Origin of the sequence: Thermotoga maritima MSB8 (genome assembly GCF_000008545.1) — a bacterium.
In the GTDB taxonomy this organism is placed as follows: domain Bacteria; phylum Thermotogota; class Thermotogae; order Thermotogales; family Thermotogaceae; genus Thermotoga; species Thermotoga maritima.
Map to the genome: position 1 here is coordinate 1,356,965 of NC_000853.1, position 13,594 is coordinate 1,370,558.

Annotated in this window: 16 protein-coding genes and 2 tRNA genes; 11 read left to right on the top strand and 7 right to left on the bottom strand. The window is 46.6% G+C overall.

Annotation, left to right across the window (positions count from 1 at the left end; genetic code table 11):
• Positions 1 to 2: 2 nt before the first annotated feature.
• Positions 3 to 1,175 carry an MFS transporter gene (locus TM_RS06770; protein WP_004081535.1) on the top strand — a complete coding sequence of 391 codons (1,173 nt, stop codon included), beginning with the start codon at positions 3 to 5 and terminating at the stop codon, positions 1,173 to 1,175.
• A 252-nt stretch (positions 1,176 to 1,427) separates the two neighbouring features.
• Here TM_RS06770 and TM_RS06775 read toward each other — a convergent pair whose 3' ends face one another.
• The gene (locus tag TM_RS06775; RefSeq protein WP_004081536.1) at positions 1,428 to 2,204 is read right to left on the bottom strand and encodes a hypothetical protein; all 777 of its coding nucleotides are present in this window, start codon (positions 2,202 to 2,204) and stop codon (positions 1,428 to 1,430) included.
• A gap of 362 nt (positions 2,205 to 2,566) precedes the next feature.
• On the bottom strand, positions 2,567 to 2,869 hold the full coding sequence (locus TM_RS06780; RefSeq protein WP_011943902.1) for a hypothetical protein: 303 nt from the start codon (positions 2,867 to 2,869) through the stop codon (positions 2,567 to 2,569).
• A gap of 123 nt (positions 2,870 to 2,992) precedes the next feature.
• Here TM_RS06780 and TM_RS06785 point away from each other — a divergent pair, with 123 nt between their 5' ends.
• From TM_RS06785 to TM_RS09695, 4 genes are all read left to right on the top strand, one after another.
• A complete protein-coding gene (locus TM_RS06785; protein WP_010865320.1) occupies positions 2,993 to 3,958 on the top strand; it encodes an aromatic ring-hydroxylating oxygenase subunit alpha in 966 nt (321 codons plus the stop codon).
• A gap of 1 nt (position 3,959) precedes the next feature.
• A complete protein-coding gene (locus TM_RS06790) occupies positions 3,960 to 4,433 on the top strand; it encodes a hypothetical protein (RefSeq protein ID WP_010865321.1) in 474 nt (157 codons plus the stop codon).
• Positions 4,434 to 4,501: 68 nt separating this feature from the next.
• The gene (locus TM_RS09690; RefSeq protein WP_158301057.1) at positions 4,502 to 4,651 is read left to right on the top strand and encodes a hypothetical protein; all 150 of its coding nucleotides are present in this window, start codon (positions 4,502 to 4,504) and stop codon (positions 4,649 to 4,651) included.
• Positions 4,652 to 4,703: 52 nt separating this feature from the next.
• Complete coding sequence (locus TM_RS09695; RefSeq protein ID WP_015646165.1) at positions 4,704 to 4,847, top strand: pyrimidine dimer DNA glycosylase/endonuclease V; 144 nt, start codon at positions 4,704 to 4,706, stop codon at positions 4,845 to 4,847.
• On the opposite strand, the gene TM_RS09580 is transcribed toward TM_RS09695, so the two are convergent.
• Positions 4,812 to 4,955 carry a hypothetical protein gene (locus TM_RS09580; protein WP_174375471.1) on the bottom strand — a complete coding sequence of 48 codons (144 nt, stop codon included), beginning with the start codon at positions 4,953 to 4,955 and terminating at the stop codon, positions 4,812 to 4,814. The two genes, TM_RS09695 and TM_RS09580, sit on opposite strands and share 36 nt — an antisense overlap.
• On the opposite strand from TM_RS09580, the gene TM_RS09700 reads away from it, so the two are divergent.
• Positions 4,899 to 5,093 (top strand): hypothetical protein, encoded by a 195-nt coding sequence (locus TM_RS09700; protein ID WP_015646166.1) that lies wholly within the window; start codon positions 4,899 to 4,901, stop codon positions 5,091 to 5,093. The two genes, TM_RS09580 and TM_RS09700, sit on opposite strands and share 57 nt — an antisense overlap.
• Before the next feature lie 154 nt (positions 5,094 to 5,247).
• On the opposite strand, the gene TM_RS06800 is transcribed toward TM_RS09700, so the two are convergent.
• A tRNA-Met gene (locus TM_RS06800) sits at positions 5,248 to 5,324 on the bottom strand.
• A gap of 105 nt (positions 5,325 to 5,429) precedes the next feature.
• Between TM_RS06800 and TM_RS06805 the strand changes: the two genes are divergently transcribed.
• From TM_RS06805 to guaB, 5 genes are all read left to right on the top strand, one after another.
• Positions 5,430 to 5,505 (top strand) — tRNA-Gly (locus TM_RS06805).
• Positions 5,506 to 5,611: 106 nt separating this feature from the next.
• Complete coding sequence (rpsO, locus tag TM_RS06810) at positions 5,612 to 5,881, top strand: 30S ribosomal protein S15 (protein ID WP_008195245.1); 270 nt, start codon at positions 5,612 to 5,614, stop codon at positions 5,879 to 5,881.
• 73 nt (positions 5,882 to 5,954) lie between these two features.
• Positions 5,955 to 8,081, top strand: coding sequence for a polyribonucleotide nucleotidyltransferase (pnp, locus tag TM_RS06815; protein WP_004081541.1), 2,127 nt, complete (start codon positions 5,955 to 5,957; stop codon positions 8,079 to 8,081).
• Positions 8,053 to 9,291 (top strand): M16 family metallopeptidase, encoded by a 1,239-nt coding sequence (locus TM_RS06820; protein ID WP_004081542.1) that lies wholly within the window; start codon positions 8,053 to 8,055, stop codon positions 9,289 to 9,291. The genes pnp and TM_RS06820 overlap by 29 nt, the downstream gene beginning before the upstream one ends.
• A gap of 11 nt (positions 9,292 to 9,302) precedes the next feature.
• On the top strand, positions 9,303 to 10,751 hold the full coding sequence (gene guaB, locus TM_RS06825; RefSeq protein ID WP_004081543.1) for an IMP dehydrogenase: 1,449 nt from the start codon (positions 9,303 to 9,305) through the stop codon (positions 10,749 to 10,751).
• Here guaB and TM_RS06830 read toward each other — a convergent pair.
• From TM_RS06830 to TM_RS06840, 3 genes are read right to left on the bottom strand one after another with little or no spacing between them, the layout of a single operon-like run.
• The gene (locus tag TM_RS06830) at positions 10,748 to 11,797 is read right to left on the bottom strand and encodes a tetratricopeptide repeat protein (RefSeq protein WP_004081544.1); all 1,050 of its coding nucleotides are present in this window, start codon (positions 11,795 to 11,797) and stop codon (positions 10,748 to 10,750) included. The genes guaB and TM_RS06830 overlap by 4 nt on opposite strands.
• 5 nt (positions 11,798 to 11,802) lie before the next feature.
• Positions 11,803 to 12,819, bottom strand: a complete 1,017-nt coding sequence (locus tag TM_RS06835) for an AI-2E family transporter (protein WP_004081545.1) — start codon at positions 12,817 to 12,819, stop codon at positions 11,803 to 11,805.
• A gap of 1 nt (position 12,820) precedes the next feature.
• Positions 12,821 to 13,594 carry an alpha/beta hydrolase gene (locus TM_RS06840; protein WP_004081546.1) on the bottom strand — a complete coding sequence of 258 codons (774 nt, stop codon included), beginning with the start codon at positions 13,592 to 13,594 and terminating at the stop codon, positions 12,821 to 12,823.

Genomic DNA, 13,594 nt, shown 5'->3' on the forward strand with positions numbered 1-13,594 from the left:
AGTTGAACAGAAACCTCCTTCTTTTCGCCTCCGGTTCGTTCGTTTCGCTGATCGGCACCAGGATCTATCAAGTTGCACTGGCATGGTGGCTCTACTCGAAAACCGGCTCGAGCGAATACGTGGGCCTCTTCATGATATCCTCTTTTCTTCCCGCCATAATAGTGAGTCCCTTCGCTGGAACGGTGGTGGACAGGCACAGCAGAAGAAACATGATGGTTGTGATGGATATTCTCAGGGGAGTTCTGTTCATGTATCTGTTTCTCATGGAATATTTCTCAGAGTTAACGATGGCGCTTCTTCTGATCGTCACCGTTCTTGTCTCCGTGTTCGATTCTTTCTTCAATCCAGCAGTTGATTCCCTGCTTCCCGATCTGGTCAGAAAAGAAAACCTGGTCAGGGCGAATTCACTCTACAGGTTGCTGAAGAACCTCTCAAAAATACTTGGACCTGCCCTTGGAAGCCTCCTTCTGAAGGTAGTGGGACTTGCAGGAGTGATTCTCATAAATTCTCTGTCCTTTTTGATTTCAGGAATCTTTGAGATGTTCATAAAGGTTGAAGAAAAGCATCTGAAGAAAGTGTCGAAGGAAAGAAATATGTGGCAGGACATAAAATCTGCTCTTTTGTACATAAGATCGGTGAGGTTCATCCTGGTGACGATACTGGTCATTGCCATCATGAACTTCTTCACAGGTTCAATGCACGTTCTGCTACCTGAACACGTCTCGAAACTGGGAAAGAGCGAGTGGGTCTATGGAACGTTGATGAGTATGCTGTCGTTTGGGGGACTGATAGTCACATTTCTGATGGCAACGATAAGAACAAGAGCCAGCGTGAAAACCCTGGGTTTGAATCTGGTGGGGTACGGGCTGGCTGTTTTCGTGTTTGCCATGACGGGTAACCATTGGCTTATGTTTGCCATGTATTTCCTCATTGGAATCTTTCAAACCCTTTTCAACATAAACGTTATCACACTGCTTCAACTGGCAATACCGGAGGAAATGAGGGGAAAGATCTTTTCCCTGATCTCAGCCGTATCTTTCTCGCTACTGCCCGTTTCCTATGGTTTCTTTGGATTTCTCTCCAGTTACGTTGCAACGGCGCACATCTTCATAACCACTTCCATGGCGCTCATCGCAGGAGGCGTGCTGATTTCTCTTCAGAGGTTTGAGGGGTGAGCGGTTGAAATATCAAGAAGATCTGTTTACCAGCATCAATGAGTGTAATCAAAGGACCGTGATACCAAACACTCCTAATAATAAAATAACGAAAAGGAGCATTACTACTCCTTTTCTTTGGTTGTGAGTGATTTTGCTTTATCTTGTTTGACAAAGTAAATGCGTGTAGGAACTGAATAATATCTCGTCACTCTTTCAGTATCATCTCCCACCAAACTTCTTTGATTCAAAGGTAAGCCACAAAGGCTCACCTCACTGCCAACCAAGCTTCACAACCCAAAAATCAGCGCTTCCATGATTTCCAGTCACATCTCCATCGTTTGATTTGGTAAATCCAGCCACTATGTATCCTCCATCTGTTGTCTGCTGAACTGACCAAGCACTATCCGAACCAGATCCGCCCAGTGCTTTTTGCCACTGCATGTTCCCATTGCCGTCAAGCTTTACTACCCAAGCATCGAGTGATCCATGATTTCCTCGGATAACCCCATCGGTTGAATAGGTTCCTCCAGCCACTATGTAACCTCCATCGGTTGTTTGTTGAACTGAAGTGGCCCAGTCATTTCCGGATCCGCCAAGGGTTTTCTGCCATTCTATGTTTCCATCTTTGTCAAGCTTTACTATCCAAGCGTCAAGCGAGCCATGATTTCCACTAACATCTCCATCATTAGACCAGGTAAATCCAGCTACTATATACCCACCATCGGGTGTTTGTTGAACTGAAAAAGCCCAATCCCAATTGGATCCACCGAGAGTTTTCTGCCATTCTATGTTTCCATCTTTATCAAGCTTTACTATCCAAAAGTCACCGTTTTCATGATTCCCTTTGACATCTCCATCGTTTGACTCGGTATATCCAGCCACTATATACCCACCATCGGGTGTTTGTTGAATTGAAAAAGCATAATCATCACTGGATCCACCAAGAATTTTCTGCCAAATAATTTCTGGCGCAGTTTCAGCTATGCAAATTAAAGAAACAGTAACAAGCATTATACCAAAGAACACAGTGATAAACATCTTGCTCATAAAAACACCCCCCTTACACCATTTAAGTGAACTCTGTCGATTTCTCCAGGCTTTCTGAAAACCTCATTTACTATTTAATTGGTGGTATTGTATCACAAAGCCCCTGATATGCAAAATCTTCTCACTTCAAACCTTAAAGCAAAGAATTCTTTAAAAGCTTCTTTTCCCTTCTGCCTCAACAAAAAAATAATATTTCACCAGTACAGGATATGAGCTTTGCCCTTTTCTGATACACCCTGGCTATTATGACCTCACCTCCTTCCACTAGTTATAGTCCGTTTCTTTGTGTTTCAACTCTGGAACAATTTGGTGAGGACCCATAAAAAACAAAAAGCCCGGCCATTTCGACCGGGCTTCCCTATTCATTCAACGTACAGCAGGATAGAACGGTCTATTCTTCTTCGTTCCACTAGTGGTAAAAAGAGACGAACAAGTTCTTCTTCTGTCTCACTGTCGATGGGAACACGGTTTACAACACGAAACGTCATAATCCAGGCTCTGAGGCCTTCTTCTCCGTCTTCTAAAATGCCGTAGAAAGGAGAGTCCGTTCCAGGTATGTGCCCTCTGATGGTCGTACCAAGCCCTGTAAGCTTTTCAAACGTTCCTTCTTTTGCCACAAAAGTGTACTCTCTGCCGTCTGTACCCTTCACAGTTTTTCTGATCACCACAATCACCTCCTCATTCGACCGTTCTGAGATCACTCTCGTTTTTTCCAATTCCAAAACTATGGTATCATTAAGAAAAAACAAACAACGGACGATGGGGGGGCGCCGCAAGAAGTGTCTTCAATGTGGTTTGCAGTTCTTTCATCGAATGAGGTGAGGAGAAAACCCGTTGGAGTTAGGCGACTCGGGAGAGACCTGGTGTTCTGGAGGGACAGCTTGGGAAAAGTCTACGCCCTGGAAGACTTCTGCGTGCACCGGAGGGCTAGGCTCTCAGCGGGGAAGGTTATAAACGATAGAATCCAGTGCCCCTTTCACGGGTTTGAGTACGACGGTAACGGCAGGGTGAGGCTTATACCGGCCCTCGGGAAGAACTACAAAGTTCCTGATAGATTTAGGGTTAATTCATACCCGGTTTACGAAAAAAATAACATAATATGGCTCTGGTCCGGAGAAGGAGAGCCAGAGAAGGAGCCAAAGTTCTTCGATGATATAGATGAGGACTTCGCTTATGCGGAGTTCAGGGAGCTCTGGAACGTCCCGTTCCCGAGGGCGGTTGAGAACCAGCTCGACGTCATGCACCTACCTTTCGTCCACAGAACCACCATAGGCCGGGGAAACAGGACCCTGGTCCACGGCCCCGTCGTCAAGTGGATAGACGAAGACAGTTTCATTTTTTACGTGTTCAACGAGGTCGATAGGGGGCAGAGGGTCAAAAGACCCGAGGAACTCAGCGGGGAGGAGTCGAGGGTTTACCTTGAGTTCATATTTCCCAACCTCTGGCAGAACCACATAAGTGAAGGTACGAGAGTGGTAGCCTTTTTTGTTCCCGTGGACAGGCAGAAAACCATGATATACCTCCGCTTTTACGTGAAAATGACGGGATTGAAACCCGTTGATTCCATCATAGCCCGTTTAAGCATGCCCTTAAACAGGATAATCCTCCACCAGGATAGGAGAGTTGTGGAGACCCAGGAGAGGGACATAAGGAAAGATGTCCTCGTCCAGGGTGACCTGCCCATAATGGAGTTTCGCAAAAGGCTTTATAAGGAAAAGAAACTGATTGATTTCCTGTTTGGTGGAGGTCAGTGAGATGTCCGGAGTGAAAACCTATGACCCGACTTCATGGAGACCAAAGCACCTTGACCTCCTGCTTTCAGCTGTAATAGCCTTCTCTCTCCCTGCTGTGGCGGGATGGCTCTATGATCTGAGCGGGGTCCTCATTCCCATGCTTATCTACTACTCCCTCGCCTGGGGCCTTGTGAAGCTGAGAAGAGGCGTTGTAGGCTATGGAACACCCTTCCCGAAAAAGCCTCCCAAGTGGTTCTATGTGAACGTCCTTGTAATACTCACGGCCCTATTCTTTGCCTACCAGGCACGGATTAGAGTTGAGGAAGTTGACCGGTTTGGTGTTCTCCTTACGGCACTTTTGTGGGCTCCGGTGAATGCTTCGACCGAACAGATACTCTGGCTCTACCTGTTTGATTCATGGGACCTGTACCCTGAAAAACCCAGGCTCAGATATCGCTTGCAGGCCTGGTGTTCTTCGCCGCCTTCGTGGGGCTAATACACACGATGTTCTGGACAAAGTTCCTCCATGTAGCAAGTCCCGAGGGATTCTTTGGGGTGGCGTTTGTGCTGATGACGACCATTTCAGGGTTCATCCACATAGTGGTATGGCGTCAGTCCGGAAACATGGTTTTCACGTTCATACCACACTTTCTTCTGAACCTCGGCCCGCTCTTCTGGACGGGCTATAGCATAGTACCATACCTGTGGAGGTGAGAACCTGCGTCTCTGGTCGCTCCACCCAAAATACCTTGACGCCAAAGGGCTCGTGGCACTCTGGAGGGAAAGTTTACTGGCTAAAAAAGTGCTCGAAGGAAAGACCAGGGGGTACAGAAACCACCCGCAGCTTGAACGTTTTAAAAACCATTCAGAGCCGTTAAAGGCCATAAACGCCTACCTCTTTGAGGTATAGAGGGAAGCGGAAAGGAGGGGCTACCGCTTTGACATCAGGAAGATAGAGGTAGTGGAACTCAAGGAAAAGATCCCGGTCACGAAGGGCCAACTTGAATATGAGTTTCACCACCTCCTCAAGAAACTTCAGAAAAGAGATCCAGAGCGATATGAAACATTGAAAAGCGAAAAGGATATCCACGCCAGTCCTGTGTTTCTGATCATCGAGGGAAAAGTAGAACACTGGGAAAAAGGAGTCTTCCCTTGAATGGATACGAACCTTTTCTGGTTTACCCCGTTCTCATGCCTTCGTTTTCTTTCACTGGATACAGTCATATCCTTTTCTATCCACGAACACTTAAGGCAAGAACCCATAAAAACAAAATAACCCGGCCAAAACGGCCGGGCTGTTCATATCGATCTGGTAGCGGGGGTGGGATTTGAACCCACGACCTTTGGGTTATGAGCCCAACGAGCTGCCAGACTGCTCCACCCCGCACCGTCTAATCCCGTTTTTATAATATAGCATCACCCCGTTAGGTTGTCAAGAGGGAGAAACTCTTGAAAGGTTTCCCCAATGTATGATAAAATAATCAACGAACGAGCGGGTGTAGCTCAGCTGGTAGAGCACCAGCTTCCCAAGCTGGGGGTCGCGGGTTCGAATCCCGTCGCCCGCTCCACAACCCGGCACATGCCGGGGTATGTTTTTGTGGTATAATCATCCTTGACCCCAGTCTGGGGAAGAACCTGGGCTGGCGGAGACTGATAAAATGGAGGTGTTCGGTGGTGTCTCTCGACCCTGAAAAGAAAAACGAAATCATCAAGGAATTCCAGATCCACGAGAACGACACAGGATCCGTTGAGGTGCAGATCGCTCTTCTCACTGCGAGGATCAAACATTTGACAGAGCACCTGAGAAAGCATCCAAAGGATTTCCACTCCAGAAGAGGACTCATGAAGATGATCGGAAGAAGAAGAAAAATGTTGAAGTACCTGAGACACAAGAAACCGGAAGTTTATCGAGAACTCATCGCCAAGTTAGGAATCAGGAAATAAAATTCTAAGGAGGGGGAAGCGGGCTTGTTGCCCGCTTCCTGATTTAAATTGATTGGGTAGAGGTGATAGGAATATGAAGGAATGGCGACGTAACATCCTTGGAAGAGAACTCGTAGTTCAGTACGGAAAAGTAGCGAAACAATCGAGTGGTTCAGCCCTGGTGAGGTTTGGTGACACAGTTGTTCTGGCAACCGCAAACATTTCAGACAAAGCAGTGGAAGGAATCGACTTTGTACCTCTCACCGTTGAGTTCCAGGAAAGGTTCTACGCTGCCGGAAAGATCCCCGGTGGTTTCATAAAGAGGGAAGGTAAACCCAGCGAATCCGCTATTCTCTCAGCCCGCCTCATCGACAGACCGATAAGGCCTCTCTTTCCAAAAAAACTCAGAAACGAGGTCCAGGTTATCGTGACCGTGCTTTCGGTGGATCCGAACGTTCCACCGGACGTTGTGGGAATCTTTGCCGCGTCCCTCGCATTGAACGTTTCAAAGATACCGTTTGAAGGTATAGTGGCGGGTATTAGGGTTGGTTACAGAGACGGACAGTTCATAGCCTTACCCAGTGAGGAAGACATAGAAAAGGGTCTGATGGATATCACCGTTGCTGGAACAAAAGACGCTGTCACCATGGTCGAAGGTGAAGCAAAAGAAGTAACAGAAGAAGATATGGTGAAGGCCTTGAGATTCGCCCACTCCGTCATAAAAGAACTAGTCGATTTCCAGGAAGAGATTCTCTCAGAGTTCAACGTGGAGAAAATCCCCGTTGTCGAGCCCACACCACCTGAAGGCCTCGTTGAGGCTTTCAAAGATCTTCTAAACAAAGAAGAACTGGAAAGAAGAATCCTCGTAAAGGTGAAGAAGGAAAGAGAAGTGGCTCTCAAAGAGTACGAAGAACAGCTTCTGAATCAGATTGCAGAAAAATTGTCCGTAACCGATTTGGAAGGAATCAAACCCTTTGTCTCGGAACTCTATGAAGATGCCGTCAAAAAAACAATGAGGAGATTGATAGTGGAGAAGGGTATCAGAGCGGACGGGAGAAAACCGACCGAGATCAGACCCATCTCCTGCGAGGTTGGATTGTTCCCGAGAACACATGGCTCTGCTCTTTTCACCAGAGGGGAAACACAGAGTCTCGGTATCGTTACTCTCGGCGCTCCCATGGACGTTCAGATCATAGACACACTCCTCGAAGAAGGCGTTAAGAGGTTCATGCTGCACTACAACTTTCCTCCGTTCTGTACAGGAGAGGTGAAGCCGCTCAGAGGTCCCAGCAGAAGGGAAATCGGGCATGGACATCTGGCAGAAAGAGCTCTGAAGAACATGCTTCCACCCGAAGAAGAGTTCCCCTACACCATAAGAGTGGTTTCTGAGATCCTGGAGTCCAACGGTTCTTCCTCAATGGCCACGGTGTGTTCAGGATCCCTGGCGCTGATGGATGCTGGAGTTCCTATCAAGAAACACGTTGCAGGAATAGCGATGGGGCTCATTCTTGAAGAAGACGCCGAGATCATACTCACAGACATCATTGGAATGGAAGACCACTACGGTGATATGGACTTCAAAGTGGCTGGAACGAGAGATGGAATAACTGCCTTCCAGATGGACTGTAAGGTCTCAGGTGTCTCAGATGAACTCCTCATGAAAGCGCTCATGCAGGCAAGGGAAGCGAGAATGTACATTCTCGACAGGATGTATGAAACCATCTCTGCTCCAAGACCGCATCTGTCCAAGTATGCACCGATCATAAAGGTAACCAAGGTCGATCCAGAAAAAGTGGCAGATGTCATAGGACCTGGAGGCAGAGTGATAAAGAAGATCATAAAAGACTTCGATGTGAAGGTGGAGATCGACGACGAAACAGGCCTCGTCAAGGTCGTTGGAAGTTCTGAAGAAAACGTTGACAAGGCCATCGAACTCATAAGGGAAATAGCCAAAGAAATAGAAGTGGGAGAAGTTCTGGAAGGAAAGGTCACAAGGATAGAACCTTACGGACTGTTCATAGAGGTGAGACCAGGTAAGATAGGCCTCCTTCATCAGAGCAAAGTAGGAGAAGATATGAGGCAGTTCTTGAAAAAGGTGAAAGTCGGTGATACCATAAAGGTACAGGTGATCAACATAGACGACCTCGGAAGACTGCAGTTCAAACGTGTCACAGAGGGGGAAAACACTCAGCATGGAAAGACACACAGTAAACGAAATTGAGATTTTCACCATACCATTCGACAAGGCGCGGACGATCTCCTGCGCCTTTTTAATTAAAAAGGGATCCGCTCACGAACCAGAAGAACTTGCGGGGATCTCCCATTTCATAGAACACATGGCTTTCAGGGGAACAAAAAGCTACGATCACTTTTCTCTCAAGTACACCGTAGAAGTGGTTGGAGGAACTCTCAATGCCTTCACCGATAAACTCGCCACCGCTTATTATGCAAAAGTTCCGGAGTTTCACTTCGGAAAAACGCTGAACGTGTTGAAAGAGATAACTTTCTATCCCATTTTCTCTCCCGAAGACACCGAGATAGAGAGAAAGATCATTCTTGAAGAGTACAAGATGTCCCAGGATGATCCAACCAGTAAACTCTTCGATACTCTGGTGGAAACTGTCTGGCCCGGGCCCTACGGAAGGCCCATCATTGGAAGGAAGGAAACTATTGAGAAGATCTCGTCGGAAGATCTCAGAGAGTATCACAGGAAAAACTACAATCTTCCGGATACCAAAATCATCCTCGCTGGAAAAGTAAACGATGACTACCTTTCTCTTCTGGAAAAAGAATTGAGCGAATTAGAAAGGAACAAGCCAGGAGATCCTCTTCCACCTCCACCTTCGTTCGAACACACGGAACCCAGATACATCGTGAGGAACGACCTGGAGCAGGTACACATTGCCATGGCAAGACCCATTTGTGGAAGAATCAGTGAAGATATATACCCGCTTTATGCTCTCAACACCGCACTGGGAAGTGGAATGAGCTCCATTCTGTTCCACGAAATAAGGGAGAAAGAGGGCTTCGTTTACGATGTGTTCTCCCAGATCTACGCGCTGAAGGAAACAGGAATCATCATCGTGTACGCGGCTCTTTCTCCTGAAAAGATAGATGAGTTCTTCTCAAAGATGAAAGACGTTCTCTCCAATGAATCTCTTTTCATGAAGAATTTCGAATACGGAAAGATGAGATACCTTGGAAAGCTCGATATGGTCACAGACAATCCAGCCGGCATGATGAGTTTCGTGATCGATGATCTCTCTAATGACTCTCTGGAGACCATAGAGGAAAGGGTCGAGAGAATAAAGAACGTTTCGAAAGAAGACTACAGAAGGGCCTACGAGAGATTTATTGCGGGTAACTGGAGCGTGTTCGGAATAGGACCTGAGTCCGGGAAGATTATTGAAAAACACGAGATGATCGTTTGAGGAGGGATTGGATGAAAGAAGCCCTGACCTTTGACGATGTGCTGCTTGTTCCACAGTACAGCGAAGTCCTTCCAAAAGACGTGAAAATAGACACCAGGCTCACAAGACAGATACGAATAAATATACCACTTGTGAGTGCCGCCATGGACACAGTGACCGAAGCGGCTCTGGCAAAGGCTCTTGCAAGAGAAGGTGGCATTGGAATCATTCACAAGAATCTCACTCCCGATGAACAGGCGCGCCAGGTATCGATCGTGAAGAAGACCGAAAACGGCATCATATACGATCCTATCACCGTAACCCCGGATATGACGGTGAAAGAAGCAATTGATCTCATGGCAGAGTACAAAATAGGTGGACTTCCCGTTGTGGACGAGGAGGGAAGGCTTGTTGGCCTGCTCACAAACAGAGATGTCAGGTTCGAAAAGAACCTTTCAAAGAAGATAAAAGATCTGATGACACCAAGAGAAAAGCTCATCGTGGCCCCTCCAGACATCTCCCTCGAAAAAGCAAAAGAAATTCTCCACCAGCACAGAATAGAGAAACTTCCCCTCGTCTCAAAAGACAACAAGCTCGTTGGATTGATCACCATCAAGGACATAATGAGTGTGATAGAACATCCCAACGCGGCGAGGGACGAAAAGGGAAGGCTTCTCGTGGGTGCAGCGGTTGGAACGAGTCCTGAAACCATGGAAAGGGTGGAAAAGCTCGTAAAAGCGGGTGTGGATGTGATCGTCATAGATACCGCTCACGGTCACTCCAGAAGAGTGATAGAGACCCTCGAGATGATAAAAGCAGACTACCCGGATTTGCCGGTAGTGGCCGGAAATGTGGCGACCCCGGAAGGAACGGAGGCGCTCATAAAGGCGGGAGCGGACGCTGTGAAAGTAGGTGTGGGTCCCGGATCGATCTGTACAACGAGAGTGGTAGCTGGTGTTGGTGTTCCGCAGCTCACAGCCGTTATGGAATGTTCTGAAGTTGCGAGAAAGTACGACGTTCCCATCATAGCGGATGGAGGAATCAGATACTCTGGAGACATTGTGAAAGCACTTGCAGCCGGTGCCGAGAGTGTCATGGTCGGAAGTATCTTTGCCGGTACCGAAGAGGCACCGGGAGAAACGATACTGTATCAGGGTAGAAAGTACAAGGCCTACAGAGGTATGGGAAGCCTTGGCGCTATGAGATCTGGAAGTGCGGACAGATACGGTCAGGAAGGGGAAAACAAGTTTGTCCCCGAAGGAATAGAGGGTATGGTGCCGTACAAAGGAACCGTAAAAGACGTGGTGCATCAGCTTGTGGGCGGACTCAGATCCGGTATGGGATACATCGGTGCCAGAACAATAAAAGAACTCCAGGAAAAGGCAGTCTTCGTGAAAATCACTCCAGCTGGAGTGAAAGAAAGCCATCCACACGACATCATCATAACGAAAGAATCTCCGAACTACTGGGTCCAGGCTTAAGAGAGTTTCTTTATGATTTCGTACTCTTTCATCGCTTCTTCGTGCATGCCGATTTCTTCGTAAAGACGGGCGAGCTTCAATCGAAGCTTCACGTTTTCCGGCTGTTTCTGGAGCAGCTTCAAATAAATCGAAGCTGCTCTTTTTTTCATGCCGATTCTCCTGTAAAAAGACGCTCTGAATCGAGCAGAAAGAAACGGTAGAGCAAGAAGAACCAGGAGAAACGGGTAATATCTACCTCTTTTCTCTTCAGACACCTTCGACTTTTTTGAAACAGCGGCCAGTTTTTCTCTGAGCTTTTCCTTGGGAATGGTGAGCTGTTCGTACTCGTCGAGGATCTCTTCCACGTTCCCAGAGGCGTTCACCTTTGCAGAGATGGAAAAGTATTTCTTTATCTGTTCTTCGAGTTCGTCTGTTTCACTGTATCCCAAGTGATGTGCCACTTCAAAAAGTCTCAGAATATAGGAGTAACTCTCCTCTTTCAGAGGTATCTCCTTTGCTTTTCTCACAAGATGGTAGGCTATTTCTTCGGCATTTTCCACCTTCGAGAGAGCCTCCACCACCTCGAATGAGAACACGAAAGGATCTTCAAGAAACCTGTTCACAAGATCTTCGGCGAACTTCTCGGGGTTTTCTATTTTCAAACTGATGCCGAGTTTCCAGAAAAATGGTGAAGAGAGAAATTCCTCCACGTCTTGCAGTTTCTCAGCAAAACTCTTCAGCTCCGGAAAGATTTCTTCCAGCAGGGGAACCTCTTCCTCGGAGAACATTTCTTCTGTGTCTCTTAGTTTTTCAAGGAGACCATGAAAGTCTTCTGAGATGATTTCCCGAGAGAGGGAGGGGTGTTTTTCAACGAGCTTTTTTTTGGCAAAGAGAAACTCTCCAACATTTTCTAATTCTGGATCAGAGGGGTGCTTTTTCATGTAGTCGAGAAAAAGATCTATGGCATTGTCCAGATTCGTCTTCGAAAGGCTTTTTATTTCCTCAAGGGATAGCGCCATAGTTAGAAGAGAAGGTATCAGTAGAAGAAGAATGAAGATAATTCTCAAAACTCTCACCCCGCCTCAAAAAGGGGCCTGAGAAATTTCCTCCAGAAGACTTTGAAAAACAGAGCGAGCGGCACTCCCACAAAAGATCCGAACAATCCGAAGAGTTTCCCAAAAAACAGGATGGACAAGATTATGTAAACGGGATTCAGCTTTTCGAGGCCTTTCATCAGCTGAATGAAGACAACGAAGGCAACGGCATGTATGAGGATCGCAAAGAGTGCTATGAGAAGAACACCTTTCACACCGAGAGTGAGAGAAAAAAGAAGTACAGGGATGTATTCCAGGACCACTCCAACGATTGGAATGAAGTTGGTCACAAAAGCCCAGAGGCTTATGATGGCGCTGTACTTCAAGTTGAAAGCTTCGAAAACAATCCAGTAAGAGAGTCCTATTATCACAGCATTTATGAAGATGACCCTTATGTACCTCCCCATACTCGCGTACACATCACGGAAAAACTCTCTCGCTTCCGCTCTTACACTCTTTGGATAGATGAGAACAAAGAAGCTGGCTATTTCGCGAATATAGAACACGGTGTAGCCGAGTCCGAAAAGCGTGAAAACAATTATCGTGGTAACAGAGACAAAATTCGTTGTTACAAGCGAAAAGACATAGTTCAGGAAATCTGTGAGCTTTGGTTCAAGAAAATTCATGATCTTATCGAACACCGGCATCAGTTCAGGAGATTTTATGTAGTCTTTCCATATCTTGCTTTCAAAAACTTTTGTCATGAATTCGATGAAACTCCCAAACTCGTTGAAAACAGGAGGAATGATCATGTAAAGCGAATAAACCATCACGAAAAAGAAGAGAAGAAGTGCTGCTACCCTGGAGAAGTACTTTCCAAATTTCAGCTTCTCCAGGAAACGAATGACCGGATCCAAAAGGAGCGTGAAGAACACCATCAACACAATCACTGCAAAGACATCCGGGAAAATCTTGAATACGAGAAATGAAATCAATATGTACAGTGTCGTGAAGAAAAAAGCTTTGTCCTCTAAGATCTTCCTGAACTCCTTCAACTTATTTCCCTCCGAGTTTTTCGAGACTCCACTCGACTATCGTTTTGAAAAACTCTTTCTGGTGCTCTGGATCTTCAAAAAGTTCATGGTATCCTCCAGGAAAGCTCACCAGTTTTTTCTCTGTGCTCAGTGCTTCGAAAAACTTCTTGCTTCCCTCAAAAGACACCACCCTGTCATCAGTTCCGTGAAAAATGAGAACAGGAACCTTTATCCTTTCAGCGTCTTTGAGAACCTTTTTCATATGGGAGAGCATATCTGAAGCGAGCTTGAAAGAGATCCTGTCGTGAACGAGGGGATCTCTTATGTACGCTTCCACCGCTTCTCTGTTCCTGGAAAGATCGCTCGGGTTTATCCCGTTGCTCATCGTGAGGAATGGAACAAAAAAGGACAGAAACCTCACCATGAATTCAAGGACCGGAGAATGGGTATCTGGAAGCAGGATAGCGGGGGCCGACACCACCAACCCTTTCTGGTTCTCTGGCTGAAAAATCTGAGTGAATCTGATAGCTATCAATCCACCGAGACTGTGACCAAAGAGCACGAACCTTTCCAGATCTTTCGTGATCTCGTTCAATATTTTAAAAACGTCATCAAAACGAAGGTGCCCTCTTCTTCCGGGAGATTTGCCGTGACCTGGTAGATCGAATGTGACCACCTGAACACCCTCTGAAACGAATTCTCTCACAAGTCTTCTGTACCTCCCGGAGTGTTCACCGAGACCGTGTACGATCACAACTGTACCTTTCCAGTCTTCTCCGTGTTTCTGGATGTTCAT

Coding starts and splice junctions, on each gene's coding strand:
- TM_RS06775 (WP_004081536.1), bottom strand. CDS start 2,204: ATGAGCAAGATGTTTATCACTGTGTTCTTTGGTATAATGCTTGTTACT.
- pnp (WP_004081541.1), top strand. CDS start 5,955: ATGAAGGAATGGCGACGTAACATCCTTGGAAGAGAACTCGTAGTTCAG.
- TM_RS06790 (WP_010865321.1), top strand. CDS start 3,960: ATGTCCGGAGTGAAAACCTATGACCCGACTTCATGGAGACCAAAGCAC.
- TM_RS06820 (WP_004081542.1), top strand. CDS start 8,053: ATGGAAAGACACACAGTAAACGAAATTGAGATTTTCACCATACCATTC.
- TM_RS06840 (WP_004081546.1), bottom strand. CDS start 13,594: ATGAACATCCAGAAACACGGAGAAGACTGGAAAGGTACAGTTGTGATC.
- guaB (WP_004081543.1), top strand. CDS start 9,303: ATGAAAGAAGCCCTGACCTTTGACGATGTGCTGCTTGTTCCACAGTAC.
- TM_RS06785 (WP_010865320.1), top strand. CDS start 2,993: ATGTGGTTTGCAGTTCTTTCATCGAATGAGGTGAGGAGAAAACCCGTT.